Raw genomic sequence first — 22,186 nt, forward strand, 5'->3', positions numbered from 1 at the left:
CAGGATTGAGAAGATGAAAGCCAATATCCATCCCGACTACCACACCATCAAGGTCGTGATGACCGATGGCACCGAATACATGACCCGTTCGACCTGGGGCAAAGAAGGCGATACGATGAACCTCGATATCGACCCGACCACCCATCCAGCCTGGACGGGCGGTTCGCAGACCCTGCTCGATCGCGGTGGTCGCGTTACGAAGTTCAAGAACCGTTTCGGCAATCTCGGCATCTAATCCGATATTGCATCTGGTTGAAAAGCCCCGCCTCGGCGGGGTTTTTTTATGCCTGAATTTCATTCATCAGGGCACAAAAAAACTCCCGGATAACCGGGAGTTTTGCATCATTGTTGTGAGCACGAGAAATCAGGCGCTCAGCTTTTCCATCACTTCGTCGCTGACTTCGAAGTTCGTGTAGACGTTCTGCACGTCGTCATCGTCTTCGAGCACGTTGAGAAGCTTGAGAACCGAACGCGCCTTTTCCTCGTCCAGCTCGGTATTGGTCTGCGGCTTCCAGATCGTCTTGATCGATTCGGCTTCACCGAGAGCAGCTTCCAGAGCCTTCGACACTTCGCCGATATCTTCGAACGCGCAGATGATGACGTGTTCTTCTTCACCGGACTGCACATCGTCAGCACCGGCTTCGATGGCCGCTTCCATAACCTTGTCGGCGTCGCCGACGGAGGACTTGTAGACGATTTCGCCAACACGGTCGAACATGAAGGACACCGAACCGGTTTCGCCCAGCGCACCGCCCGACTTCGTGAAGGCTGCACGCACATTCGATGCCGTGCGGTTACGATTGTCCGTCAGTGCTTCCACGATAACCGATACGCCGCCGGGGCCACGGCCCTCGTAGCGCACTTCATCATAATTCTCGCCGTCATTACCGGCAGCCTTCTTGATGGCGCGCTCGATATTGTCCTTCGGCATGGACTGCGCCTTGGCGTTCTGGATCGCCAGACGCAGGCGCGGGTTCATCGTCGGGTCAGGCAGACCCTGCTTGGCAGCGACGGTGATTTCGCGTCCGAGCTTGGAAAACATTTTCGACCGCACCGCATCCTGACGACCCTTGCGGTGCATGATATTCTTAAACTGTGAATGGCCGGCCATGGCACCCCTGTTCTGTTTAAAATGCTGTGCACGGAGAAAGCGTCACGCATGAAACAGAGATCAAGCAGAGAAGGGCCGCAGGTTGGGCCACAGTGCTTTCCGTGCAGAATGGCGGCGTTATAAGGAATTCAGGCCCATTCGTCCAGCAAAAGCGCCGCTGCCCCCCGAATCTCTGTCAACAAAAGCAATATTGCTCGACCCGTCAGGCAAAGCGGATTATCTATAAATTCATGATTCAGCCCGTCCAGAACACCCCCAGCGAAACCATCGCAGCCCGTATCAGCCGCATTCTCGCCGACCGCATCATCGCCGGTGAGATCGAGCCCGGCACGAAACTGCGACAGGATCACATTGCCGAAGAGTTCGAGACCAGCCATGTGCCGGTGCGCGAAGCATTCCGGCGACTGGAGGCTCAGGGGCTTGCCGTTTCCGAACCTCGGCGTGGCGTTCGGGTTGCATCGTTCGACATCGGCGAAATCAGGGAAGTGGCGGAAATGCGGGCCGCTCTGGAAGTCCTGGCGCTACGCCATGCCGCGCCCCATATCACGCAGGCAACGCTCGATGCCGCAGAGCAGGCCACGCTGGAAGGCGACAAGTCACGCGATGTCAGAAGCTGGGAAGACGCCAACCGCCGTTTCCACCGGCTCATCCTCGAACCGTGCAAGATGCCGCGCCTGCTTGCGGCTATCGATGATCTTCACGCTGCCAGCGCCCGGTTTCTCTTCGCCACCTGGCGGTCGGAGTGGGAAACCCGCACCGACCACGACCATCGTGCCATATTGCGGGCGCTGCGCCAGAACGATGTCGAGAGCGCAGTCACTATCCTCGCCCGGCATGTGCAATGGATCGGGCACCGTCCGGTCAAGACCGCATCGGGCAAGACGCGCGATTCGTTTGCGATTGTCGGCTGATCAGGCGATTGCACAGATAAGCATCTTATTTTCGGCGTCCCCATTCCAGGCTGTAGTGACGGATTATTCGCACAGATTTTCATCTGCACGACCGGGTCTCTGCCGCGACTCCCACAGCAACACGCCATGCTGCCTGTTCCGCCTCTTGCGTTTATCGTCAGGAGCTTTAAGAAGATATAGATCGAATCTCAATTTTATCTATAATTTGAGGAAGCCATGACGACCATCACCCAGACGCGCCCATCCTTCAGCCCGCTCAATCTGGAATCCCGTTCCCCTGCAATGCGCCTTGCAGCCGTTGCGCTTGGCACGCTGGTTCTCGCCGTCTCGTCGCAGATCGAAGTTCCGATGATTCCGGTCCCGATCACACTGCAGACCCTGATCGTTCCGCTGATCGGCGCGCTTTATGGCTGGCGTCTTGGCATGGCCACGGTTCTGGCCTGGCTCGGCGAAGCCATGCTCGGACTTCCGGTCCTTGCAGGCGGCGCTGGTGGTCTTCCGCATTTCGCAGGCCCGACCGCAGGCTATCTCGTTTCCTTCCCGATCATCGCGGCGCTGACCGGCTATCTGGCCGAACGCGGCTGGAACGGTAACCGCGTCGGCCTCGCCTTCGTTTCGTTCCTTGCCGCCAATGTGGTCTGCCTTGCTCTTGGCGCAGCCTGGCTGTCCAGCATCATTGGCGTTGAAAAGGCCGTTGCCTTCGGCGTGACGCCGTTCCTCGTCGGCGCCCTCATCAAGTCGGCTCTCGGCGCTGCGATCCTCAAGGCCATCGCCCGCGACGGCAAGGCCTGATCTGCCAGGTGACAGTACGCCTGCGCGGCCATCATCTCCTGTGCATGCTGACTTATGTCGGCAAAGGCTACAGCCCGGCTTTCGTCGAAAACTACGACAGGATTGCCGGGCGGCTCAGCAAAGGTGAAGAGATTTTTCTGGTCGATGGCCCTGACGACATTTGTGCGCCCCTGCTCTGCGGGGGCGATTGCCATTGTTACGAAGCGAGTGTTCGCGAGCGCGACCGGCTGGCATTGGAGGCCGTAGGCGAACTTCTCGGCCAGACGCTTTCCACGCAGAACCGTTTCGGGCTCGACGCAGAGCGGCTTGCCGTAATGCGCAGCGCTTTTGCAGAAGGCACATTACGCAAAGCCTGCGAGCGTTGCGAATGGTCGAACCTCTGCACGAGAATTGCCACAACAGACCAGTTTCACGGCGTTAAAATAACAAGGCCACCCGCCTCAGGATGAAATGGGTGGCCTTGTTGTATCTGGCTTTTACTGTTGGTTTTTGCGCTTTCGCCGCGCCAGCATGTTGAGCGCTTCGACCAGCGCTGAGAAGCCCATAGCAGCGTAGATATAGCCCTTCGGCACGTGGAAGCCGAAACCATCAGCAATCAGCGTCATACCGATCATCAGCAGGAAGCCCAGCGCCAGCATGACGATGGTTGGGTTCGCCGCGATGAACCGCGAAAGCGGATCGGCTGCAAGCAGCATGACAGTAACGGCTGCGACCACGGCAATGACCATAATGGCGATCTCGTCGGTCATGCCGACGGCGGTGATGATCGAATCGACCGAGAAAACCAGATCAAGGATCAGGATCTGCACGATGGCGGCACCCATGGTGAGCTGAGCCACCTTGCCGCCGATGTTTTCCTTGCCATCATCGGGATCGACCGTGTGGTGAATTTCCTTGGTCGCCTTCCAAACAAGAAACAGGCCACCGGCAATCAGGATGATGTCACGCCAGGAGAAGCCATGGCCAAACGCCTCGAAGATCGGATCCTTGAGCTGGACGATGATCGAGATCGTGAAAAGAAGCGCCAGGCGCAGGATGAGCGCCGCGCCAATGCCGATGCGGCGGGCGCGCGCCTGCTGCGAGGCGGGCAGCTTGTTGGTAAGGATCGAGATGAAGATCAGATTGTCGATACCTAGGACGACTTCCATCGTCACCAGCGTAACCAGCGCGGCCCAGCCGGCGGGGGTCGAAAGAAATCCCAGATACTCGGCAAAAAAATCCATTGAGTTGCGTCCCCTTGCAAAAAAACTCGTTGCAAGGAGATAGTAGTCTGGAAAATCCATTCAACTGGCAGAAAGCTGCCAGATTAAAATAGCGGCCTAATTATAGATAACATCATACTTCAAGCTAAAATAAGACGTTATCGCCAGAATGCCGGAATGGTTTCCTCCAGATGCGCACCGATGCGCAAGGGAGCGGCCTTTTCTGCAAGCCCCGTGCGATCCGAAATCTCTATGCCCACACCGCAGACGGTAGCCGGACCATTCGCCGCTTCGAACCGTCCTTTGGGCACTTTCGACAGGAAGCGGTTGAGTGGTTCCTCCTTATCCATGCCCAGTGAGGAATCATAATCACCGCACATGCCTGCATCAGACATATAGGCTGTGCCATTGCGTAATATCTGGCAGTCGGCGGTCGGGACATGCGTGTGAGTCCCGACAACAGCGCTGGCGCGACCATCGACAAAATGACCGAAACACTGCTTTTCGCTCGTCGCTTCAGCATGGAAATCGAAGAACACGGCATCGGCTTGTTCCCCAAGGGGACAGGCTTCCAGAATTTTCTCGGCCGCGATGAACGGATCATCGAGATCGGGATGCATGAACACCCGGCCCATGACGTTTGACACGAGAACGCGGGCGCCATTTTTGGCGATATAAAGCCCCTCACCTTTTCCGGCTGTGCCTTTCGGGAAGTTTGCCGGGCGCAGAAAGCGGTCTTCGCGCTTGGAGAAATCCAGCGCCTCGCGCTGATCCCACACGTGGTTGCCGGTCGTGACAACGTCGGCGCCAGCACGAATGGTATCGTGGAAAATCTCTTCCGTAATGCCAAAACCGCCCGCGGCGTTCTCGCCGTTGACGATTACGAAGTCCAGCTTCAGATCGGAAATCAGCCCCGGCAGTTTTTCATATACCGCGGTGCGGCCCGACCGGCCCACCATATCACCAAGAAAAAGCAATCTCATGAGAATGCCTTATAAACTTGCGCCAAGCGAACGCAAGCCGATCAGGGCATTTTGCAGTCAGGCGGAATTGCCTGACCTCGCATAAATGCAGGAGAAAAAACTAATGCATGTCCCCCAAAAGCGCGAACCGGTTTTGGGAGACATGCATGAAAACAAAATTTAGAGCGGCAGCTCGGTTCCAACCGGGCGCAAGCCGCTCTCGGTCAGGATCTGGTTGAGCGCGATATCATGCGGCTCATTTGGCACATGCTCGACTTCCTGGCAGTCGAAAGCCATGCCGATCAAAAGCGGCTGCAGACCGCGTTCGGTGAACCGCGCCAGCGCGCGGTCGTAGTGTCCTGCACCATAGCCAAGTCGATGCCCACGCTGATCAAAACCTGCAAGTGGCATCAACAGGATCGCAGGATCGACAATCGGCGCATCTGCTCCCGGCCCCATCGTGCCGAAACCCGTCTGACGCAATCTGGCATCAGGCAGATATTCACGAAAGGCAATCGTTTCCTTGTCCAGAACAACGGGGAGGCAAAGCCGGGCACCCTTGGCGCGAAGCGCCGATAATAATGGGCGTGGGTCGATTTCGGAACGGATCGGCCAATAACCAGCAATCAAGGTGCCTTTGGGAACGTCAATTGCAGCTTCACCTTTTTTGGCTGCCGCCAGCGAAGCCTCGTAATGAAAACGCGGATCAAGCGCATCACGGACCGCCAGAACCTTGCGTCTAAGCTCCTGCTTTTCCAGACCGGGGCTGCGCTCCGTTGCCGTCATTCCAAGCCACTCCCTGCTGCCGTTTTTCACCATGCAGTGGAACCGCAAAGAGCCAATCCGTCAAGTGATCCCGCCCGCGCCATACGCGATCTTCTCCGAGCGGTCACGAATGACATTCAAAACAACGCCGTGGAAGTCATTGAGGAACAGTTTGCCCCACAGGTCACAGTAAAAATCGATCGGCGTGGCGATCTGATAATGGGTCGTCAGCGTGAGACGTGTGTGACCATTCGTGAGAGGCTCAAGACGATAATCACCCTGCGCAAGCTTCAGATAGGTGCTGTCGACCTTGATATGCGCTTCCACCTCGGGCGGTATGGAGCCAGGGCCGAAGCGGAAATCCCACGCCAGAAGCCGATTTTCTTCCCATTGCGTGACGATTTCCTGAAAGTTGACGCCATGCGTCCACTGCAAGTCGCGTACCGCTCCAACACCAGTGCCGTTCAGCCTTGCATCCACCGGCTGCGGCACGCCAAGAACGCCATGGCTGAATGTCCACGACAGTTCGTCCGGTCGCACATTGCGGATTTCAACCGTCTGCTGCCAGACGACTTCCGGCGGCGCTGCGATCTCGATCACCGTGGTTACAGCGCCATCATGCGGGGTGTAGGACATCTGAAGTTCGGCTGGCAGAACGAGCAGCGGCAGCGCAATCACCAGCGTCGTGGTGCGACGCGAACGAAATTGCCGGATGATCCACAAGGTCACCGTCGAACCGAGCGCCGAGAACACCATGAAAAACGGAGCGGCCATGGCCACGCAAATTCCTGCTTCATGGAAAAAGACCATGCTGATAACGACAAGCCCGGCGATGATAGCCCATCCCATACGGACATGCCGCCACAGGCTTTTTTGCGCACGCGGGTCGGAAAGGCTCGAAGCAAGGCTGGCAACAGCCATCGGTAACAGCATCAGGCCCGCAATGACGGGCATCGCATCCGCATATTGGCCCGACCAGATCATGACATAGAGCAGAAGGCCGTAGACGAATGCGATGGGTACCGCGACGGCCAGTCTTTCCGATGAATCGGGCGATGCAGTTTCAGGAGATTTCATCAAGATACGCAAATCGTTGGAGCTTTGCGCATGTTTACGAACAAATTGTCCGTTAGATCAAGCTCATAGCTATCCTGCGACAGCCAGAGGAAAAGAAAGCGGCGACCACGACGACCGATGGTAGTGATTGATCCCGGGAACCTACAAAGTAGGTGGGCGCCATATGCGAAAGCCCGCAAGCCTTCACAGGGACAGCTCCCTTAGAGATCAATAAGGCCCCGGGGATGCTGTTACACCTGTCGGGAAGCGCAGTTCGCCAAGGCCCAATATAGTACCTGCCCGATGGGAACGCCAGTGGCTTACACCGGCTTAACAGGAAAACTTTTCAGAAAAATCTGGACGAAGTTCAGCTGTTCCGTGGCGCAATGCGCGAAGCCACCTGCTCGATGCGCGACGCCACATCCGACAGCATGCCTGTCAAGGCGGCATCGTTGCTATCAGCGCGACCAAGCGCTTCATCACGTGCACGGCGCAGCGTTTCAACTTCGCTTTCCAGACCGTTGATACGTTTCTGCATCTCGGCCATTTCGTCCATCACCATGATCCCGGCCATGACGGTCAGGCGCAGATCGCCTATCTCCCCGAAGGACGTTTTGAGATGCGTGACATATTGATCGAAACGGTCGGCAAGCCCGGACAGATGTTCTTCCTGTCCTTCGTCGCAGGCCATGCGGTAGGCCTTGCCATCAATGGTAACGGTTACGGTCGCTATGGTAGCCTCCTATCGGTCCAGAACGGCGCGGATTGTCTCCATCGCAGTCACAAGGCGGCGTGAAACCTCGCGATTAGCAGCTTCCAGCCGCTCGGCGCGCGCTTCCGACTGATCGAGTTCCTGGGCGAGACGGCTGCGATCCGCATTCATACGCTGCACCTCCTCCTCGGCCTCGGCGAAGTCGCCTTCTTTGTCCAGCCGCAGATCGACCGCTTGTTCAAGCGTATTGAGTGCCTTTTCCAGCCGTTCCAAGACTTGCCTGAGGGTCGTTTCGGGTGCCATCCATATCCTTTCCAATGCCAATTCGCGGGCCAACTTATGGGGATCGAATCGCGCCTGCGGGACGGGCATCTTTGAAAAGATTGTAATAATCACCCGCCCGATAAGCAACAAATGAGGGGCGCATCTAAACGTTCATGCACCGTTATCGGTGCAAAAACGGCTTTTCGGTGATTGTTCTACAGCTTTCCACACAACTCAATCGATTAGTCGCGGACAGTTTATTGCCCAAAAGTCATCGGTTTATTGACTCCTTATACGCAGGTGCTATGTGTCCCGATGCCTTCTGGAGCGTGATCCCGAAACGCATGAAGCCGTTTTGGACACGGATCGTGCTCAGGCAAAAGGCATCGCCGCAACCCCGTTAACCCCTCCCAAGGAAAGACGGCTGAGACCATGACCAATTCCGACAAACAAAACCAGATGGCCAACGCGATCCGCTTCCTCTCTATGGACGCGGTAGAGAAAGCCAATTCGGGCCATCCCGGCCTGCCGATGGGTGCAGCCGATATAGCGACGACGCTTTATACCCGTTTTCTCTCGCACGACCCGCAGAACCCGCACTGGCCGGATCGCGACCGTTTCGTGCTCTCCGCAGGCCACGGCTCGATGCTGCTCTATTCGCTGCTCTATCTTTCGGGCTACGAAGACATCACCATCGACGAGATCAAGAATTTCCGTCAGCTCGGTTCGCGCACCGCAGGCCATCCGGAATATGGTCACGCCGCCGGTATCGAGACGACGACCGGCCCGCTCGGACAGGGCATCGCCAATGCCGTCGGCATGGCACTTTCCGAACGTATCCTCAATGCACAGTTCGGCGACAGCCTCGTCAACCATTACACCTATGTGATTGCCGGTGACGGCTGCCTCATGGAAGGCATCAGCCAGGAAGCCATCGCGCTTGCCGGTCATCTGAAGCTGAACAAGCTGATCGTGTTCTGGGATGACAACAACATCTCGATCGACGGCCCGGTCACGCTTTCCGACAATACCAATCAGCCAGCCCGTTTTGCCGCTTCCGGCTGGAACACCATGGCTGTTGATGGTCACGATCAGGATGCGATTGCCAAGGCAATCGAACTGGCCAAGGTTTCCGACAAGCCGACGCTCATCGCCTGCAAGACGACCATCGGCTTCGGCGCACCAAACAAGGCTGGCACCAACAAGGTGCATGGCTCGCCGCTCGGTGCTGAAGAAATCGCTGCAACCCGCAAGGCGCTCGGCTGGAGTGCTGAACCCTTCGTCGTTCCGGCAGAAGTGCTGGACGGCTGGCGCGTTGCCGGTCTGAATGCCGCCAGGAAGCGTCAGGAATGGGAAAAGCGCTTTGCTGCCGTCGACGCGGACACCCGCGCTGAATTCGAACGCCGGATGCGTGGCGACCTGCCTTCCAACTTCGATGCAACCATCATCGAATACAAGAAGAAGCTGTCCGCAGACAAGCCGAAGGTCGCAACCCGCAAGTCTTCGGAAATGGCACTGGAAGTCATCAATGGTGTCGTGCCGGAAACCATCGGCGGCTCCGCCGATCTCACCGGTTCGAACAACACCAAGACGAGCCAGACCAAGGCCATAACGCCGGAAGACTACGGCCAGCGTTACGTCCATTACGGTATCCGTGAGCACGGCATGGCAGCAGCCATGAACGGCATGACGCTGCATGGCGGGCTGATCCCTTACGGCGGCACCTTCCTGACCTTCTCGGATTATTGCCGTCCGGCCATGCGCCTTTCCTCGCTGATGGGCATCCGCGTCGTTTACGTGATGACGCATGACTCCATCGGTCTTGGTGAAGACGGCCCGACCCACCAGCCGGTAGAACAGCTTGCCGCCTTGCGCGCCATTCCGAACCATAATGTGTTCCGCCCTGCCGACGCTGTCGAAGCGGCTGAATGCTGGCAGATTGCCCTGCAATCGAAGAAGACGCCATCGACGATGGCTCTGACTCGCCAGAACCTGCCAACGGTTCGTACCGAGCATCGCGACGAAAACCTTTCGGCTTTCGGCGCCTATGAACTTGCTGCGGCAAGCAAGGATGCCAAGGTGACGATCTTCGCGACCGGTTCGGAAGTGGAAATCGCACTCAAGGCCCGCGACCTGCTGGAAAGCAAAGGCATTGCCACCCGTGTCGTTTCGGTTCCTTGCTTCGAGCTTTTCGAACAGCAGAGCGATGCCTACAAGACCGCGACCATCGGCAATGCGCCGGTCAAGGTGGCGATCGAAGCGGCAATCTCACTCGGCTGGGAACGCTTCATCGGCGAGAACGGCATATTCATCGGCATGAAGGGCTTCGGCGCTTCGGGCGAGATCAACGATCTTTACAAGCATTTCGGCATCACGGCAGAACATGCCGCCGAAGCTGCGGAGAAGAAGCTCAACGCCGCATGATTTTAAGAACGCCGGCGTCGTAAAAACGCCGGCGTTTGAGTTTCCATTCCAGTCCGGTCGGACGAATCCTGTTCGATTTGTCCGTTCCGACGGAGTTTTGAAGCACTGCATGTGCAGTACCCTATCGGGAGATTAAGAGAAAATGGCAGTTCGCGTCGCAATTAACGGTTTTGGCCGCATCGGCCGCAACATCCTTCGCGCCATCGTCGAGTCGGGCCGCACCGATATTCAGGTCGTGGCTATCAACGACCTCGGCCCGGTCGAAACCAACGCACATCTTCTGCGTTATGACAGCGTTCATGGCCGTTTCCCCAAGGAAGTTAAGGTTGCAGGCGACACCATCGACGTCGGCTACGGCCCGATCAAGGTTCATGCTGTCCGCAACCCGGCTGAACTGCCGTGGAAGGAAGAAGGCGTCGACATCGCTCTGGAATGCACCGGCATCTTCACCTCGCGCGACAAGGCTGCGCTTCATCTTGAAGCTGGTGCAAAGCGCGTCATCGTTTCGGCTCCTGCCGACGGCGCGGACCTGACTGTCGTCTATGGCGTCAACCATGACAAGCTGACCAAGGACCATCTGGTCATTTCGAACGCTTCGTGCACCACCAACTGCCTTGCACCGGTGGCTCAGGTTCTCAACGATGCTATCGGCATCGAAAAGGGCTTCATGACCACGATCCACTCCTACACGGGCGACCAGCCGACGCTGGACACCATGCATAAGGATCTCTACCGCGCGCGCGCAGCAGCTCTTTCGATGATCCCGACCTCGACGGGCGCAGCCAAGGCTGTCGGCCTCGTTCTGCCGGAACTGAAGGGCAAGCTCGACGGCGTTGCCATCCGCGTTCCGACCCCGAACGTCTCGGTTGTCGACCTGACCTTCATCGCCAAGCGCGCAACGACCGTCGATGAAGTCAACAACGCGATCCGTGAAGCCGCCAATGGCCGCCTCAAGGGTATCCTCGGCTACACAGATGAGCCACTCGTCTCGCACGACTTCAACCACGACTCCCATTCCTCGGTCTTCCACACGGACCAGACCAAGGTCATGGAAGGCACCATGGTGCGCATCCTGTCGTGGTACGACAATGAGTGGGGCTTCTCCAGCCGCATGGGCGATACCGCTGTCGCCTTTGGCAAGCTGATCTAAGCTCCGACCATGTTTCGCGCCCTTCTCCCCACCGTTGCGCGCTGGCGTCCGCTGGAAGGAGAAGGGCTCGAACATCTCAATATCGGCCCTGCAGGCCGCACGATCCGTGCTGAAAGCGTGGTGATTGGCGACCGCGGAGACAATCCCTACGGCGTGCGCTACAGCATCGACTGCAACAGCGTCTGGCATGTCCTCCATTTCCTGATCGAAACTACAGCCGGGCACCGGCTGGAGCTTGTTTCCGACGGCGACGGTCGCTGGAGCACGATGGCTGGCGATGCCTTGCCCGAGTTCGATGGCTGCATCGATATCGATCTGGCAGGAACGCCCTTCACCAACACGCTGCCCATCCGCCGCCTTGGCCTCACACCGGAAAGCGGCACCGTTCAGCTCGACATGCTTTACGTGCCGTTCGACAGTTTCCGTCCGCTGCGCGACCAGCAGCGTTATACCTGCCTTGAGGAAGGGCGGCGCTATCGCTACGAGGCTGCCGACCGCACCTTCACCGCCGAATTGCCCGTCGACGAGGACGGGCTTGTCACCGATTATCCAACCCTTTTCCGGCGCCTGCCTGTTTGAGCTCTCCTGCTCCACCGGCACCCGAAAGACAGTTCTGGGAGAAAGATCATGAGTTTCCGCACTCTCGACGATGCTGACGTCAAGTCCAAGCGCGTACTGGTCCGCGTTGACCTCAACGTGCCGATGGCAAATGGCGAAGTCACCGACCTGACCCGTATCGAGCGTATCGTTCCAACCATTGCCGAGCTTTCCAGGAAAGGCGCAAAGGTAATTCTGCTCGCTCATTTCGGTCGCCCCAAGGGCGTTGCTTCGGACGAAAATTCGCTGAAGCATGTCGTGAAGCCGCTCTCCAAGGTGCTTGGACACGGTGTCCATTTTGCCGAAGACTGCATCGGCGAGCACGCCAAGGCCGCCGTCGATGCACTGAAGGACGGCGATGTCCTGCTTCTGGAAAACACCCGTTTCCACAAGGGCGAGGAAAAGAACGATCCGGAATTCGTCGCGGCTCTGGCAGCCAATGGCGATCTTTATGTGAACGACGCGTTTTCGGCTGCCCACCGCGCCCATGCTTCGACCGAAGGCCTCGCACACGTCCTGCCCGCCTATGCGGGTCGCGGCATGCAGGCCGAGCTTGAAGCGCTGGAAAAGGGCCTTGGCAATCCGGCTCGTCCGGTTGTCGCCATCGTCGGTGGCGCAAAGGTTTCGACCAAGCTCGACCTCTTGTCCAACCTGATCGAAAAGGTTGATGCGCTCGTTATCGGCGGCGGCATGGCCAATACTTTCCTGGCAGCACAGGGACACGATGTCGGCAAATCGCTCTGCGAGCATGAGCTGGCCCACACCGCCCGCGAAATCATGGCCAAGGCCGAAACCACCAAATGCGCGATCATCCTTCCGGTCGATGCTGTCGTGGGCTGGCACTTTGTAGCCGACACGCCGAACAAGACCTATGGAGTCGATGCAGTTCCAAGCGACGGCATGATTCTCGATGCCGGAGCACTCTCGACCGATCTGATCGCCTCGGCCATCGATGATGCGGCCACGCTTGTCTGGAACGGTCCGCTCGGTGCGTTCGAACTGCGTCCGTTCGACGCCGCGACGGTCAAGACCGCAAAACACGTCGCCGCCCGCACCAAGGCTGGCAAGCTGGTTTCGGTCGGCGGCGGCGGCGATACGGTCGCAGCCCTCAATCATGCTGGCGTGGCCGACGACTTCACCTATATCTCGACCGCAGGCGGCGCCTTCCTCGAATGGATGGAAGGCAAGCCCCTCCCCGGCGTTGATGTGCTGAAGAAGTAGAGCATTTCCAGCAAAAGCGTGAAGCGGTTTTGCACGGAAGAATGTATAAGAACAAATAAAGCCCCGAATTTCCGGGGCTTTTTCTTTCATGCTTTGGGGGTTAGCTTCAGGAGACGTCCCGGATTGTCATCCTCTATCAGCCAGATGGCCCCGTCGGGACCGACAGCCACATCGCGGATACGGTTTTCCATTTCAAAGCGCTCGGCTTCGTCCGCCTTGCCATCCTTGTCGATCACGACACGCACCAGCGACATGACCGAAAGCCCTCCGATCAAAGCCGAGCCGCGCCATTCGGGGAACATGTCTCCCTCGTAAAAGGCAAGCCCGGCCGGAGCGATAACCGGCGTCCAGTACACCAATGGCGGCTCGAATTCCGGACGTGTGCTATGGCGCGGGATCGGTCTGCCGCTATAATTGTCGCCATTGGAAACAACAGGCCAGCCATAATTAAGACCGGGCTTGATGAGATTGAACTCGTCACCGCCACGCGGGCCCATCTCGTGCTCCCAGAGCTTTCCATCGGGGCCGAAGGCCAGTCCGTACGGGTTGCGATGGCCGGTTGACCAGGTCAATGCCCGTACACCTCCCGCATCCGCGTGCGGATTATCCTTCGGTACGGAACCATCGAGATTCATGCGGAGAATTTTCCCCATGGGAGCCTCATCGTCCTGCGCGGTTGCAGGCAACATGCGGTCGCCGACGGAAAGGAACAGGTGCTTGCCGTCCGGCGCAAATGCAATAATGCCACCCGGCTGTCCGCCGCGAGCCACCGCACCCTGTTTCCAGATCGTGGTCTTGCCCTGCAGCGCTGCCTTGCCGTCACCTTCATCCAGCACAGCGCGCACCAGAACGACACTGCTGCCGTTCTTCGCCGGTTCGTTATAGGAGAAGTAGACTGCCTTACCCTTTTCGAAATCCGGGGCAGGCGCAATATCGAGCAGGCCATTCTGGCCACTGAATGCCACTTCCGGCACACCATCGACAGCAGTTTTGTCACCCGATTGCGTGACGATGAAAATCTTGCCGCCCTTCTCCGTCAATAAAAGTCTGCCATCGGGCAGAAAGGCGATAGCCCAGGGCGTATCGAATTCGGCAACCGACGTTCCAGTAAACGGAGCACTTGCTTCGGCCTTCCTGCCACCGGCATTGATGCTCTCAGCCGAAACATCCAGCACCGGCAGGGCAACCATTGATGCTGCCAGAACAAACGGCAGGCTCAAAACGGCGCGTCGCATATCTCCTCCTCAAATCTGGACAATGGAAAACAGGCGAGGTTTTTCTCACTGGTTTCTTACATGGGGGTTGAGAGGCGGATATCAAAACGAGTTTCGGGAAAAACCTGAGATAACCAATCTGACCGCTCGTAAGATAACTTGTCTCATCTAAACCGTTTGAAAAATCTTTCAAACGTTTCAATGACTTGCGCTCTTCATAGTTTTAACCAACACTCCCTCATCGCTTTGATAGAAGGAGCATTGCATATGACTGAACGTCTTGAGGATATTGCGATTGCACTGGTGGCGGCAGGAAAAGGCATTCTCGCTGCCGACGAAAGTTCGGGCACCATCAAGAAGCGCTTTGACACAATCCATCTCGCATCGACGGAAGACACGCGCCGCGACTATCGCGAGATGCTGTTCCGCTCGGACGAAGCGATGAAGAACTATATTTCGGGCGTCATTCTCTATGACGAAACCATAAGACAGAAGGCCAAGGACGGTACACCGCTTGTCGAAATCATCCGAAGGGCGGGGTCGATTCCGGGCATCAAGGTCGATGCGGGTTCGAAGCCGCTAGCGGGCTTCGAAGGTGAAACGATCACAGAGGGGCTGGACGGTCTGCGCGAACGGCTCAATGAATATTACGCACTTGGCGCCCGTTTCGCCAAATGGCGCGCAGTGATCTCAATTTCCGATGGCCTGCCCAGCTGGGGCGCGGTGAAACAGAATGCACAGGCGCTCGCCCGCTATGCAGCGCTTTGCCAGGAAGCAAACATCGTCCCTATCGTTGAGCCGGAAGTATTGATGGACGGCCAGCCGGGCGATCACACCATCGACCGTTGTTATGACGTGACGGAATGGGTTCTCAAGACGGTGTTTACGGAACTTTACGATGCTCGCGTTCGGCTGGAAGGCATGATCCTGAAGCCGAATATGATCATCGACGGCAAAAAGGCACGCAAGGCTTCCGTCGAGGAAGTGGCGGAGAAAACTGTCCGCTGTTTCCGCAACACGGTTCCGGCAGCAGTGCCCGGTATTGCTTTCCTTTCCGGCGGTCAGACCGGTGAGGAAGCGACCGCCCACCTTTCTGCGATGAATGCGAGCTTCGACATGCCGTGGAAAATGACTTTCTCCTATGGCCGTGCACTGCAGGCGGCAGCGCTGGACGCCTGGGGCGGTAAGGATGAAAACATCGCTGCCGGTCAGCGGGCTTTTGCCCATCGAGCAAAGATGAACGGTCTGGCTGCCACCGGCGGCTGGAAAAAAGATCTCGAGAAAGCAGCCTGATTTACTACTGAATAGCAAAGAGCCCGGTTTACAACCGGGCCTTTGTTGTCGGAATCAAGTTCCGCGAATTGCATCTAGCTGTTTCAATGCATTACGATTCCTCGCCGCATCCGCCAATTCGAGACTGACAACGCGGCGACCAACTGGCCATAAAGAGATGGCAGCCAGTTTAAATGCCTGAAGACCGAATGGAATACCAATGATCGTCAGGCAATTGAAAATGCCCGCAATGATGTAGCCAAAGAAAAGGGTAATGCCGAACGTAAATGCCCAAAGAATATTAAAGATAAAGCCAATAGTGCCTGTTGCAGCAGTCGTGGCGGAAAGTTCCTTACCATCCAACTCCCGTACATGAACTACGGTCTTTCCAAATGGAAAAGCTGACATCTTGGCCATCTCAAGCGCAGCACGTGTAAGTGGCAGTCCGACAATGGAGATTGCAAAAACAACCGCCCCCATAAGCCAGACCAGCGCCAGTATAGCGCCACCGAATACAAACCAGATAACGTTGCCGACAAAACGCATTTCATAATCCCCGCTCTAAATGCAGTCTCACTAACTGGTGCTATGACAAATAAAAGCGGGCGCAACAATTCCCCAAAATCGGGTCGAAATTATTAGTTATTAAATTTAATCAAACATCACGGAGATGGAATCCGACTGCCAGTGCCATGGCAAATATTGCGAACGCTGCGATCTTCCAGAAATCGCCGCGCTGCTTCAGCCCCGGCAGGCCAAGCGGTTTGATGATGTGCAGTCCCATCAGAAGAACAAGCAGCACAGGTAGGATTTTGGTCACAAATCACCTCTCTGCCTCCTTGTGACGCAGACAGGCCGTCGCTGCAAGATGCGTGCAACAGACACAACCCTTTTACCGACAAGGTTCCATCTTCATCTTAAGTTTCATGGACGAGCCGCCGCCGGGCGGCGTAAACTGCATGCGGAGGTGATGAAAAGCGCATGGAGGAGATAGACCAAAACAGGTCGATCTTGCGCTTTCATCAGCAGACTAATCAGGAAGCGACAACCGCCCGACGGGTGGCGTTGCGCGTGCTTCTGGGAGGAAGAGCATGACTTCAAAATATGCCGAAACCTATGCCGCATGGCAGGCCGATCCTGAACGCTTCTGGGCTGAAGCGGCGCAGGCAATCGACTGGTTCAAGCCATGGGACCAGGTTTTTGCGGGCGACGAAGGTGTCTATGGACGTTGGTTCAAGGGTGCGCAGTGCAACACCTGCTATAATGCGCTCGACCGCCATGTCGCCAAAGGGCGCGGTGAACAGGTTGCACTCATCTATGAAAGCCCTGTCACCGGCAAGGTGCGCAAATTCACTTATCGCGAACTGCTGGAAGAAGTGGAAGCGCTGTCCGCCGTCATGCTCGACAATGGTGTATCGAAAGGCGACCGCGTTCTGATCTATATGCCGATGGTTCCCGAAGCGGCTGTCGCCATGTTGGCATCGGCCCGTATCGGTGCCGTCCATTCCGTCGTCTTCGGCGGATTTGCCGCCACTGAACTCGCAACCCGTATTGACGACGCCAAGCCTGTGATGATCATCGCCGGATCCTGCGGTATCGAGCCTACCCGCATCGTGCCCTATCAGGCCATGCTCGATAAGGCGATTTCACTTGCGCAGCACAAAGTCGATCATTGCATCATATTGCAGCGCGAGCAGCACCGGCACGAACCAGTGGCAGGACGTGACCTCGACTATCGCGAGGCCGTTGATGCCGCGCGCGGTCGTCATGTTCCCTGCACGCCGGTTGATGCTACCGACCCGCTTTACGTACTCTACACGTCCGGCACGACCGGCGAGCCGAAAGGCGTCGTGCGCGACAACGGCGGACACATGGTGGCGCTTGACTGGTCCATGAAGAATGTCTTCGGCGTGGAACCGGGACAAGTATGGTGGGCCGCATCCGATGTGGGTTGGGTGGTTGGCCATTCCTACATCGTTTATGCCCCGTTGATCCATGGCGCGACCAGTATCCTGTTCGAAGGCAAGCCTGTCGGCACACCCGATGCTGGCACCTACTGGCGCATCATCGCCGAACATGGCGTTGAAGTAATGTTCACCGCACCAACGGCGCTGCGTGCAATCAAGAAAGACGACGCGGACGGCAATTTCGTACGTCACTACGACCTTTCAAAGTTCCGCGCCCTTTATCTCGCTGGCGAACGCGCCGATCCCGACACGATCCACTGGGCAGAAAATCTGCTGGGCCGCCCGGTGATCGATCACTGGTGGCAGACGGAAAGCGGCTGGCCGATGGTCGCCAATCCGCTCGGCCTCGGTCTTCTGGAAACCAAATACGGCTCACCCGCTGTCTGTCTTCCGGGTTACGATATCCGCGTGCTGGACGATGAAGGCCACGAAGTCGAGCGCGGCCAGCTCGGGAATGTTCTCATCAAGCTGCCCCTGCCGCCCGGTTGCCTGCCAACACTCTGGAACGCCGATGAGCGTTTCCGCAAAGCCTATCTGAACGAGTTCCCCGGCTACTATAAAACCGCCGATGCCGGCTACATGGATGAAGATGGCTATCTCTACATCATGAGCCGCACTGACGACATCATCAATGTCGCTGGCCATCGCCTGTCGACCGGGGCGATGGAGGAGGTACTCTCCAGCCATCCCGATGTTGCCGAATGCGCTGTGCTTGGAATTTCCGACCCGGTTAAAGGTCAGGTGCCTTGCGGCTTCCTCGTGCTGAAATCCAACATCGACCGCGATCCGCAAGAGGTCGAGAAGGAATGCGTCAGCATGGTGCGTGACGTCATCGGACCCGTTGCAGCCTTCCGGCTGGCGCTGACCGTAAAGCGTCTGCCCAAGACGCGGTCCGGCAAGATTCTACGGTCAACCATTCAGAAGATTGCCGACGGTGAGGAATGGAAGATGCCGGCCACAATCGATGATCCGGCTATTCTGGACGAAATCAGCACCGTTCTGCGCGAGCGTCACACCGGTCTCGCCTTCGCCTGATCTTAACCGTCCCGACTATTGACCGGCGGTTTCCGCCGGTCCACTCTCCATGCAAATTGGAGATCGATCATGCAATTAGAAGGCAAGGTGGCAATTGTCACCGGCGCTGCCCGCGGTATTGGCTATGCCATAGCAAAGCGCTTCCTGATGGATGGCGCAAGCGTAGTCCTGTCCGATATCGACAACGCCGCCGCCATGCGTGCAGCCAAGGATCTGGAGCAATTCGGCCCGGTTCGCCATATGGCGGCGGATGTGGGGGATAAGCTCGATGTCCACAATCTCCTGACCTTCACCATCACCAATCTGGGTGAGGTTGATATTCTCGTCAACAACGCGGGTATCGTGCATCAGGCGGATTTCCTTGACCTCAAGGAAGAGGATTTTGACCGTGTCATGCGTGTCAATCTCAAAGGCGCGTTTCTGTGCGGACAGGCCGTGGCAAAACGCATGGTGGAGCGAGTCGAATCGGGCGGTGATCCAGGCACGATCATCAACATGTCATCTGTCAACGCAATCTTCGGTCTACCGGAACAGCTTGCCTATTCCGTTTCCAAGGGCGGATTGAACCAGCTGACACGTACCATGGCAGTAGCGCTCGCCCGTTGGGGGATTCGCGTCAATGCCATCGGCCCCGGCTCCATCGAGACCGACATGCTTTCCGCCGTAAACACAGACGCCGATGCCCGCAACAGGATTTTATCAAGAACACCACTCGGTCGCATAGGCCAAGCCTCTGAAATTGCTTCGATAGCGTCGTTTCTGGCATCGCGGGATGCGAGCTATGTAACAGGCCAGACCATCTATGCGGATGGTGGACGCCTGCCCCTCAGCTATACAGCAGCACCACGCTATAAGGCATGATGTTGCGGCTTCGCTATATTAGGAAGATAATGAAATAAGGATTTGCTCCTGACAGAAAGCTGTCAGGAGGGGTGTGCGATACTGCGTATCCAAGGATGAGGGAGATTTCACCATGGCACTCGCAATCGCACCATTGATCGCAGTTTTGAAGGAATACAGGCGCAGGCATGATGAACGCCGTCGTTTCATTCGCACCGAGCGTGTGATCGACGGACTGCCGAAAGACCTGCGCAAGGATCTGGGCTGGCCGGATCGCTATCTGGAACAGCGTAACACCAAATACTGCAACGGAGAATAGAACGGAATGCGCCGTGCAGACCGCCTTTTCCAGATTGTTCAGCACCTGCGCGGTGGCAGGCTCGTCACCGCGCGCCAGCTGGCCGAGCGGCTGGAAGTCTCCGAACGCACCATCTATCGCGATATTTCCGATCTGCAGTCGACTGGCGTCCCCATCGATGGCGAAGCCGGTGTCGGCTATATTCTGCGGCAGGGCTTCGAACTCCCGCCGCTTATGTTCACGCGCGATGAAATCGTCGCTCTGGTTGCCGGGGCGCGCCTCATCCGCGCCTGGGGCGGCGTTTCCATGGCGCGTGGTGCAGAAGAGGCTCTGGTGAAGATCGAAGCTGTTCTGCCCAAGGAAGAACGCGCGCGCATCACGAGCACCCAGATACATGCGCCAACTGCCCGCATCAGCATGGACGAACGCCGCATCATCGACGCGGTGGAACGCGCCGTCGATCAGGGCAATGTACTCAATATCCGCTATCGAGATCTGGAATCGCGCGAAAGCGAGCGTGATATTCGCCCGCTTGGTCTGTGGTTCTGGGGTAAGGTCTGGACGGTTATCGGCTGGTGCGAATTGCGCAATGCTTTCCGCACATTCCGGACCGACCGTATCGTTGAGGCCAGCGACGCAGGCCGCCTCTTCCGGGCCGAACGCGGCAAAACGCTGGGCGATTTCTACCGCCTCATGGAACTGAGCGAATATAACGCTTTTAAAGACTGATCATTGCCTTCCAAGCCCAAGATGACCGCTAAGCCGTTTTGGGACTGGCTCTTCTACCGCTTTCCGAGCAGAATGAATTGTATGAACTTTCAAATGAGTTCGGTTCTGAAGCGATCTGGCTAACGTTGACGGTCGACAGATATGGCAAAATGCCCGTTCGGTTGATCTTTGAACCCGCGTCCTTGCTGCTGTTTCTACCGGTGTCACACTCAGAATATGTGGAACGGCTCTGCTTCGCACGCCGATATGCTTGAAGCAGATCGACGCGCGAAACTAGAGAGGAATTTTTGAACCCGGCTTATTTCGTCAGAGCGGCAATGCGATCAAGAGCGCTTCCAAAACCTTTGAGCGAGACCTTGAAAGCGACTGGCTGGCTGGGTTCAAGTGCGGTGGCAGTGATATTGAGATTAGCTGCCGTCTTGAGCTTACCGACTTGCTTGGCATCGAAAGAAAGTGGCGCCAGACAACCCTGCGGCAGGCAGGTCGAGAAGGTGAGCGCCGGTGCTTCTCCCTCGTCGATCTTCAATGTGGCGCCCTTCGCCAGATTCAATCCAAACGGCATCAAAAGCACGCCTTCAACCTTGCCGCCAGCGACATTGCGCAGTTCGACCGTCAGGACACGCTGGCCAGTCTGGGAGGAGTTCTGCATCTGGTTCATGATGCAGTTTGTGCTCTCTTTCTGCGCCTGGCAGGAGATGGACCAGTCCTGATAGGTTTCTGTGAGGGTGCTGGCGCCTCCGGGTAACGGCGCTGCGGAAGCTGTTGCCGTGAGAGCCAAGAATGCGGCGGCGGAGAAGAACGAATAACGATAGTTCATAGAAATGCCTTTGTGAAAATATTGTTTTGATGCGCCCCTGTAATGAATGCCAGGGACACTTGATTGTTTTCATCGCATACAGACGATGGTGGAAGTTCCATGCGACTGGCGAATGGGTTAGGGCGCGTTTCGATTTGATCGATTCAGATCGACACTTTGTTTATTTTAAAGCGCATCTTGTCCGAAAGCCGCTTCACACTTTTCGAGATACGCTCTAATTGACAGTAGCTTTCGTTTGCCCACGCAGTTGCTCAATCTGGGCTGTGATCTTGCTCAAATCCTCGTTGAGGAAGTCCTGCTCACGCTGGCGCAGCCATTGGTCCAGTTCCGGCTTGGTCGCTTGAGACGGCGCATTAGCGGCATTCAGCAGAAGAAGCGGAAAGGTTTCCTTGAGGAACTTTTCCCGGGCGCCACCCTTCTTTTCATCTATGGCGCAAACCATCGAGATCGCCGCATTGGCTATCGCCTCGGTTGCTTGCAGACGCGCTGCAAGGTTCAGAATCAATTGATGAAGGTGTTCAATATCGGTCATGGTTTTATCCTGACTGGCTGGTGTTGTATTCAAGTATGGAAATCAATCCGCGGCCCCGCGCAACCTTGTCCGTTGCGATGATCACGCTCTCAATACAGGGCACCCCGTACTACGCGATGCTAACGATGCCGGCCGTGCTGATGCCTGCGAACTACAGCAAAGCTTTCGGCGTAGGCAACTGTCCAGAAATATCCTCGATCAGAGGGGCAAATGCCGGCAGTACAAATCTTGGATATGGTCAGGCGCGTGCCAGGCCGCCACCTCAGATCGACGAACGGCTCGGACCGGATAAGGTCATCTCCCGCGTCAACAAAG

25 protein-coding genes and 1 other RNA gene are annotated in these 22,186 nt (G+C 56.9%); 13 read left to right on the top strand and 13 right to left on the bottom strand.

The features are described 5' to 3' along the window. Positions 1–13: 13 nt before the first annotated feature. On the top strand, positions 14–235 hold the full coding sequence (gene rpmE / locus ABDF71_RS13390; protein WP_002964804.1) for a 50S ribosomal protein L31: 222 nt from the start codon (positions 14–16) through the stop codon (positions 233–235). Positions 236–364: 129 nt separating this feature from the next. On the opposite strand, the gene ABDF71_RS13395 is transcribed toward rpmE, so the two are convergent. Further along, positions 365–1,111: a YebC/PmpR family DNA-binding transcriptional regulator gene (locus ABDF71_RS13395; RefSeq protein WP_010661390.1), complete on the bottom strand. Its 747-nt coding sequence runs from the start codon at positions 1,109–1,111 to the stop codon at positions 365–367. 230 nt (positions 1,112–1,341) lie between these two features. Here ABDF71_RS13395 and ABDF71_RS13400 point away from each other — a divergent pair, with 230 nt between their 5' ends. The 3 genes from ABDF71_RS13400 (at position 1,342) to ABDF71_RS13410 (ending at position 3,263) form a co-directional block, all read left to right on the top strand. Further along, on the top strand, positions 1,342–2,022 hold the full coding sequence (locus ABDF71_RS13400) for a GntR family transcriptional regulator (RefSeq protein WP_500061615.1): 681 nt from the start codon (positions 1,342–1,344) through the stop codon (positions 2,020–2,022). A gap of 216 nt (positions 2,023–2,238) precedes the next feature. Then, positions 2,239–2,814 (top strand): biotin transporter BioY, encoded by a 576-nt coding sequence (locus tag ABDF71_RS13405; protein ID WP_010661392.1) that lies wholly within the window; start codon positions 2,239–2,241, stop codon positions 2,812–2,814. 8 nt (positions 2,815–2,822) lie between these two features. Continuing rightward, positions 2,823–3,263: a DUF1284 domain-containing protein gene (locus tag ABDF71_RS13410; protein WP_500061616.1), complete on the top strand. Its 441-nt coding sequence runs from the start codon at positions 2,823–2,825 to the stop codon at positions 3,261–3,263. Positions 3,264–3,290: 27 nt separating this feature from the next. On the opposite strand, the gene ABDF71_RS13415 is transcribed toward ABDF71_RS13410, so the two are convergent. From ABDF71_RS13415 to ABDF71_RS13445, 7 genes are all read right to left on the bottom strand, one after another. Then, a complete protein-coding gene (locus tag ABDF71_RS13415) occupies positions 3,291–4,037 on the bottom strand; it encodes a TerC family protein (protein WP_433760787.1) in 747 nt (248 codons plus the stop codon). A gap of 137 nt (positions 4,038–4,174) precedes the next feature. After that, a complete protein-coding gene (locus ABDF71_RS13420) occupies positions 4,175–4,999 on the bottom strand; it encodes a TIGR00282 family metallophosphoesterase (protein ID WP_010661395.1) in 825 nt (274 codons plus the stop codon). 159 nt (positions 5,000–5,158) lie between these two features. Then, positions 5,159–5,764 carry a 5-formyltetrahydrofolate cyclo-ligase gene (locus ABDF71_RS13425; RefSeq protein ID WP_125300908.1) on the bottom strand — a complete coding sequence of 202 codons (606 nt, stop codon included), beginning with the start codon at positions 5,762–5,764 and terminating at the stop codon, positions 5,159–5,161. Between the two features lie 60 nt (positions 5,765–5,824). Then, a complete protein-coding gene (locus ABDF71_RS13430) occupies positions 5,825–6,820 on the bottom strand; it encodes an SRPBCC family protein (RefSeq protein WP_437259845.1) in 996 nt (331 codons plus the stop codon). 99 nt (positions 6,821–6,919) lie between these two features. Next, positions 6,920–7,078, bottom strand: a non-coding RNA gene (gene ssrS / locus ABDF71_RS13435) — 6S RNA. 88 nt (positions 7,079–7,166) lie between these two features. Then, positions 7,167–7,532 (bottom strand): cell division protein ZapA, encoded by a 366-nt coding sequence (locus tag ABDF71_RS13440; protein ID WP_029376275.1) that lies wholly within the window; start codon positions 7,530–7,532, stop codon positions 7,167–7,169. Between the two features lie 9 nt (positions 7,533–7,541). Continuing rightward, positions 7,542–7,814: a DUF4164 domain-containing protein gene (locus ABDF71_RS13445; RefSeq protein ID WP_010661399.1), complete on the bottom strand. Its 273-nt coding sequence runs from the start codon at positions 7,812–7,814 to the stop codon at positions 7,542–7,544. A gap of 393 nt (positions 7,815–8,207) precedes the next feature. Here ABDF71_RS13445 and tkt point away from each other — a divergent pair, with 393 nt between their 5' ends. The 4 genes from tkt (at position 8,208) to ABDF71_RS13465 (ending at position 13,167) form a co-directional block, all read left to right on the top strand. Then, entirely contained in the window at positions 8,208–10,199 is a 1,992-nt protein-coding gene (gene tkt, locus ABDF71_RS13450) for a transketolase (protein ID WP_010661400.1), read from the top strand. Positions 10,200–10,341: 142 nt separating this feature from the next. Continuing rightward, positions 10,342–11,349: a type I glyceraldehyde-3-phosphate dehydrogenase gene (gap, locus tag ABDF71_RS13455; protein WP_010661401.1), complete on the top strand. Its 1,008-nt coding sequence runs from the start codon at positions 10,342–10,344 to the stop codon at positions 11,347–11,349. A 9-nt stretch (positions 11,350–11,358) separates the two neighbouring features. Further along, complete coding sequence (locus ABDF71_RS13460; protein WP_010661402.1) at positions 11,359–11,928, top strand: putative glycolipid-binding domain-containing protein; 570 nt, start codon at positions 11,359–11,361, stop codon at positions 11,926–11,928. A 48-nt stretch (positions 11,929–11,976) separates the two neighbouring features. After that, the gene (locus tag ABDF71_RS13465) at positions 11,977–13,167 is read left to right on the top strand and encodes a phosphoglycerate kinase (RefSeq protein WP_500061617.1); all 1,191 of its coding nucleotides are present in this window, start codon (positions 11,977–11,979) and stop codon (positions 13,165–13,167) included. Between the two features lie 86 nt (positions 13,168–13,253). Here ABDF71_RS13465 and ABDF71_RS13470 read toward each other — a convergent pair whose 3' ends face one another. Next, the gene (locus tag ABDF71_RS13470) at positions 13,254–14,402 is read right to left on the bottom strand and encodes a PQQ-dependent sugar dehydrogenase (RefSeq protein ID WP_500061618.1); all 1,149 of its coding nucleotides are present in this window, start codon (positions 14,400–14,402) and stop codon (positions 13,254–13,256) included. Positions 14,403–14,648: 246 nt separating this feature from the next. On the opposite strand from ABDF71_RS13470, the gene ABDF71_RS13475 reads away from it, so the two are divergent. Beyond that, on the top strand, positions 14,649–15,674 hold the full coding sequence (locus tag ABDF71_RS13475) for a class I fructose-bisphosphate aldolase (protein ID WP_500061619.1): 1,026 nt from the start codon (positions 14,649–14,651) through the stop codon (positions 15,672–15,674). Between the two features lie 54 nt (positions 15,675–15,728). Here ABDF71_RS13475 and ABDF71_RS13480 read toward each other — a convergent pair whose 3' ends face one another. Continuing rightward, on the bottom strand, positions 15,729–16,199 hold the full coding sequence (locus ABDF71_RS13480; RefSeq protein ID WP_010661406.1) for a YccF domain-containing protein: 471 nt from the start codon (positions 16,197–16,199) through the stop codon (positions 15,729–15,731). A gap of 109 nt (positions 16,200–16,308) precedes the next feature. Beyond that, positions 16,309–16,473 (bottom strand): hypothetical protein, encoded by a 165-nt coding sequence (locus ABDF71_RS13485; RefSeq protein ID WP_010661407.1) that lies wholly within the window; start codon positions 16,471–16,473, stop codon positions 16,309–16,311. A gap of 271 nt (positions 16,474–16,744) precedes the next feature. Between ABDF71_RS13485 and ABDF71_RS13490 the strand changes: the two genes are divergently transcribed. The 4 genes from ABDF71_RS13490 (at position 16,745) to ABDF71_RS13505 (ending at position 20,522) form a co-directional block, all read left to right on the top strand. Continuing rightward, the gene (locus ABDF71_RS13490) at positions 16,745–18,655 is read left to right on the top strand and encodes a propionyl-CoA synthetase (protein ID WP_500061620.1); all 1,911 of its coding nucleotides are present in this window, start codon (positions 16,745–16,747) and stop codon (positions 18,653–18,655) included. Between the two features lie 69 nt (positions 18,656–18,724). Continuing rightward, complete coding sequence (locus tag ABDF71_RS13495; protein WP_010661409.1) at positions 18,725–19,516, top strand: SDR family NAD(P)-dependent oxidoreductase; 792 nt, start codon at positions 18,725–18,727, stop codon at positions 19,514–19,516. 112 nt (positions 19,517–19,628) lie between these two features. Further along, positions 19,629–19,814: a hypothetical protein gene (locus ABDF71_RS13500; RefSeq protein ID WP_012091315.1), complete on the top strand. Its 186-nt coding sequence runs from the start codon at positions 19,629–19,631 to the stop codon at positions 19,812–19,814. 6 nt (positions 19,815–19,820) lie between these two features. Then, positions 19,821–20,522 carry a helix-turn-helix transcriptional regulator gene (locus tag ABDF71_RS13505; RefSeq protein WP_010661411.1) on the top strand — a complete coding sequence of 234 codons (702 nt, stop codon included), beginning with the start codon at positions 19,821–19,823 and terminating at the stop codon, positions 20,520–20,522. A 298-nt stretch (positions 20,523–20,820) separates the two neighbouring features. Here the strand turns inward: ABDF71_RS13505 and ABDF71_RS13510 are convergent, their stop codons facing one another. Continuing rightward, positions 20,821–21,339, bottom strand: a complete 519-nt coding sequence (locus tag ABDF71_RS13510) for an invasion associated locus B family protein (RefSeq protein ID WP_010661412.1) — start codon at positions 21,337–21,339, stop codon at positions 20,821–20,823. Between the two features lie 214 nt (positions 21,340–21,553). Continuing rightward, on the bottom strand, positions 21,554–21,871 hold the full coding sequence (locus ABDF71_RS13515) for a hypothetical protein (RefSeq protein WP_010661413.1): 318 nt from the start codon (positions 21,869–21,871) through the stop codon (positions 21,554–21,556). Between the last annotated feature and the right edge of the window lie 315 nt (positions 21,872–22,186).

It is taken from the genome of Ochrobactrum sp. WV_118_8 (assembly GCF_039631535.1).
Lineage (GTDB): Bacteria > Pseudomonadota > Alphaproteobacteria > Rhizobiales > Rhizobiaceae > Brucella > Brucella anthropi.

Excerpts from the sequence above, each read along its gene's own strand:
- ABDF71_RS13470 (WP_500061618.1), bottom strand. The coding sequence starts at position 14,402 with ATGCGACGCGCCGTTTTGAGCCTGCCGTTTGTTCTGGCAGCATCAATG.
- ABDF71_RS13415 (WP_433760787.1), bottom strand. The coding sequence starts at position 4,037 with ATGGATTTTTTTGCCGAGTATCTGGGATTTCTTTCGACCCCCGCCGGC.
- ABDF71_RS13480 (WP_010661406.1), bottom strand. The coding sequence starts at position 16,199 with ATGCGTTTTGTCGGCAACGTTATCTGGTTTGTATTCGGTGGCGCTATA.
- tkt (WP_010661400.1), top strand. The coding sequence starts at position 8,208 with ATGACCAATTCCGACAAACAAAACCAGATGGCCAACGCGATCCGCTTC.
- ABDF71_RS13445 (WP_010661399.1), bottom strand. The coding sequence starts at position 7,814 with ATGGCACCCGAAACGACCCTCAGGCAAGTCTTGGAACGGCTGGAAAAG.
- ABDF71_RS13475 (WP_500061619.1), top strand. The coding sequence starts at position 14,649 with ATGACTGAACGTCTTGAGGATATTGCGATTGCACTGGTGGCGGCAGGA.
- ABDF71_RS13425 (WP_125300908.1), bottom strand. The coding sequence starts at position 5,764 with ATGACGGCAACGGAGCGCAGCCCCGGTCTGGAAAAGCAGGAGCTTAGA.
- ABDF71_RS13495 (WP_010661409.1), top strand. The coding sequence starts at position 18,725 with ATGCAATTAGAAGGCAAGGTGGCAATTGTCACCGGCGCTGCCCGCGGT.
- gap (WP_010661401.1), top strand. The coding sequence starts at position 10,342 with ATGGCAGTTCGCGTCGCAATTAACGGTTTTGGCCGCATCGGCCGCAAC.
- ABDF71_RS13430 (WP_437259845.1), bottom strand. The coding sequence starts at position 6,820 with ATGAAATCTCCTGAAACTGCATCGCCCGATTCATCGGAAAGACTGGCC.
- ABDF71_RS13500 (WP_012091315.1), top strand. The coding sequence starts at position 19,629 with ATGGCACTCGCAATCGCACCATTGATCGCAGTTTTGAAGGAATACAGG.
- rpmE (WP_002964804.1), top strand. The coding sequence starts at position 14 with ATGAAAGCCAATATCCATCCCGACTACCACACCATCAAGGTCGTGATG.
- ABDF71_RS13510 (WP_010661412.1), bottom strand. The coding sequence starts at position 21,339 with ATGAACTATCGTTATTCGTTCTTCTCCGCCGCCGCATTCTTGGCTCTC.
- ABDF71_RS13465 (WP_500061617.1), top strand. The coding sequence starts at position 11,977 with ATGAGTTTCCGCACTCTCGACGATGCTGACGTCAAGTCCAAGCGCGTA.
- ABDF71_RS13460 (WP_010661402.1), top strand. The coding sequence starts at position 11,359 with ATGTTTCGCGCCCTTCTCCCCACCGTTGCGCGCTGGCGTCCGCTGGAA.
- ABDF71_RS13400 (WP_500061615.1), top strand. The coding sequence starts at position 1,342 with ATGATTCAGCCCGTCCAGAACACCCCCAGCGAAACCATCGCAGCCCGT.
- ABDF71_RS13405 (WP_010661392.1), top strand. The coding sequence starts at position 2,239 with ATGACGACCATCACCCAGACGCGCCCATCCTTCAGCCCGCTCAATCTG.
- ABDF71_RS13490 (WP_500061620.1), top strand. The coding sequence starts at position 16,745 with ATGACTTCAAAATATGCCGAAACCTATGCCGCATGGCAGGCCGATCCT.
- ABDF71_RS13515 (WP_010661413.1), bottom strand. The coding sequence starts at position 21,871 with ATGACCGATATTGAACACCTTCATCAATTGATTCTGAACCTTGCAGCG.
- ABDF71_RS13395 (WP_010661390.1), bottom strand. The coding sequence starts at position 1,111 with ATGGCCGGCCATTCACAGTTTAAGAATATCATGCACCGCAAGGGTCGT.
- ABDF71_RS13505 (WP_010661411.1), top strand. The coding sequence starts at position 19,821 with ATGCGCCGTGCAGACCGCCTTTTCCAGATTGTTCAGCACCTGCGCGGT.
- ABDF71_RS13420 (WP_010661395.1), bottom strand. The coding sequence starts at position 4,999 with ATGAGATTGCTTTTTCTTGGTGATATGGTGGGCCGGTCGGGCCGCACC.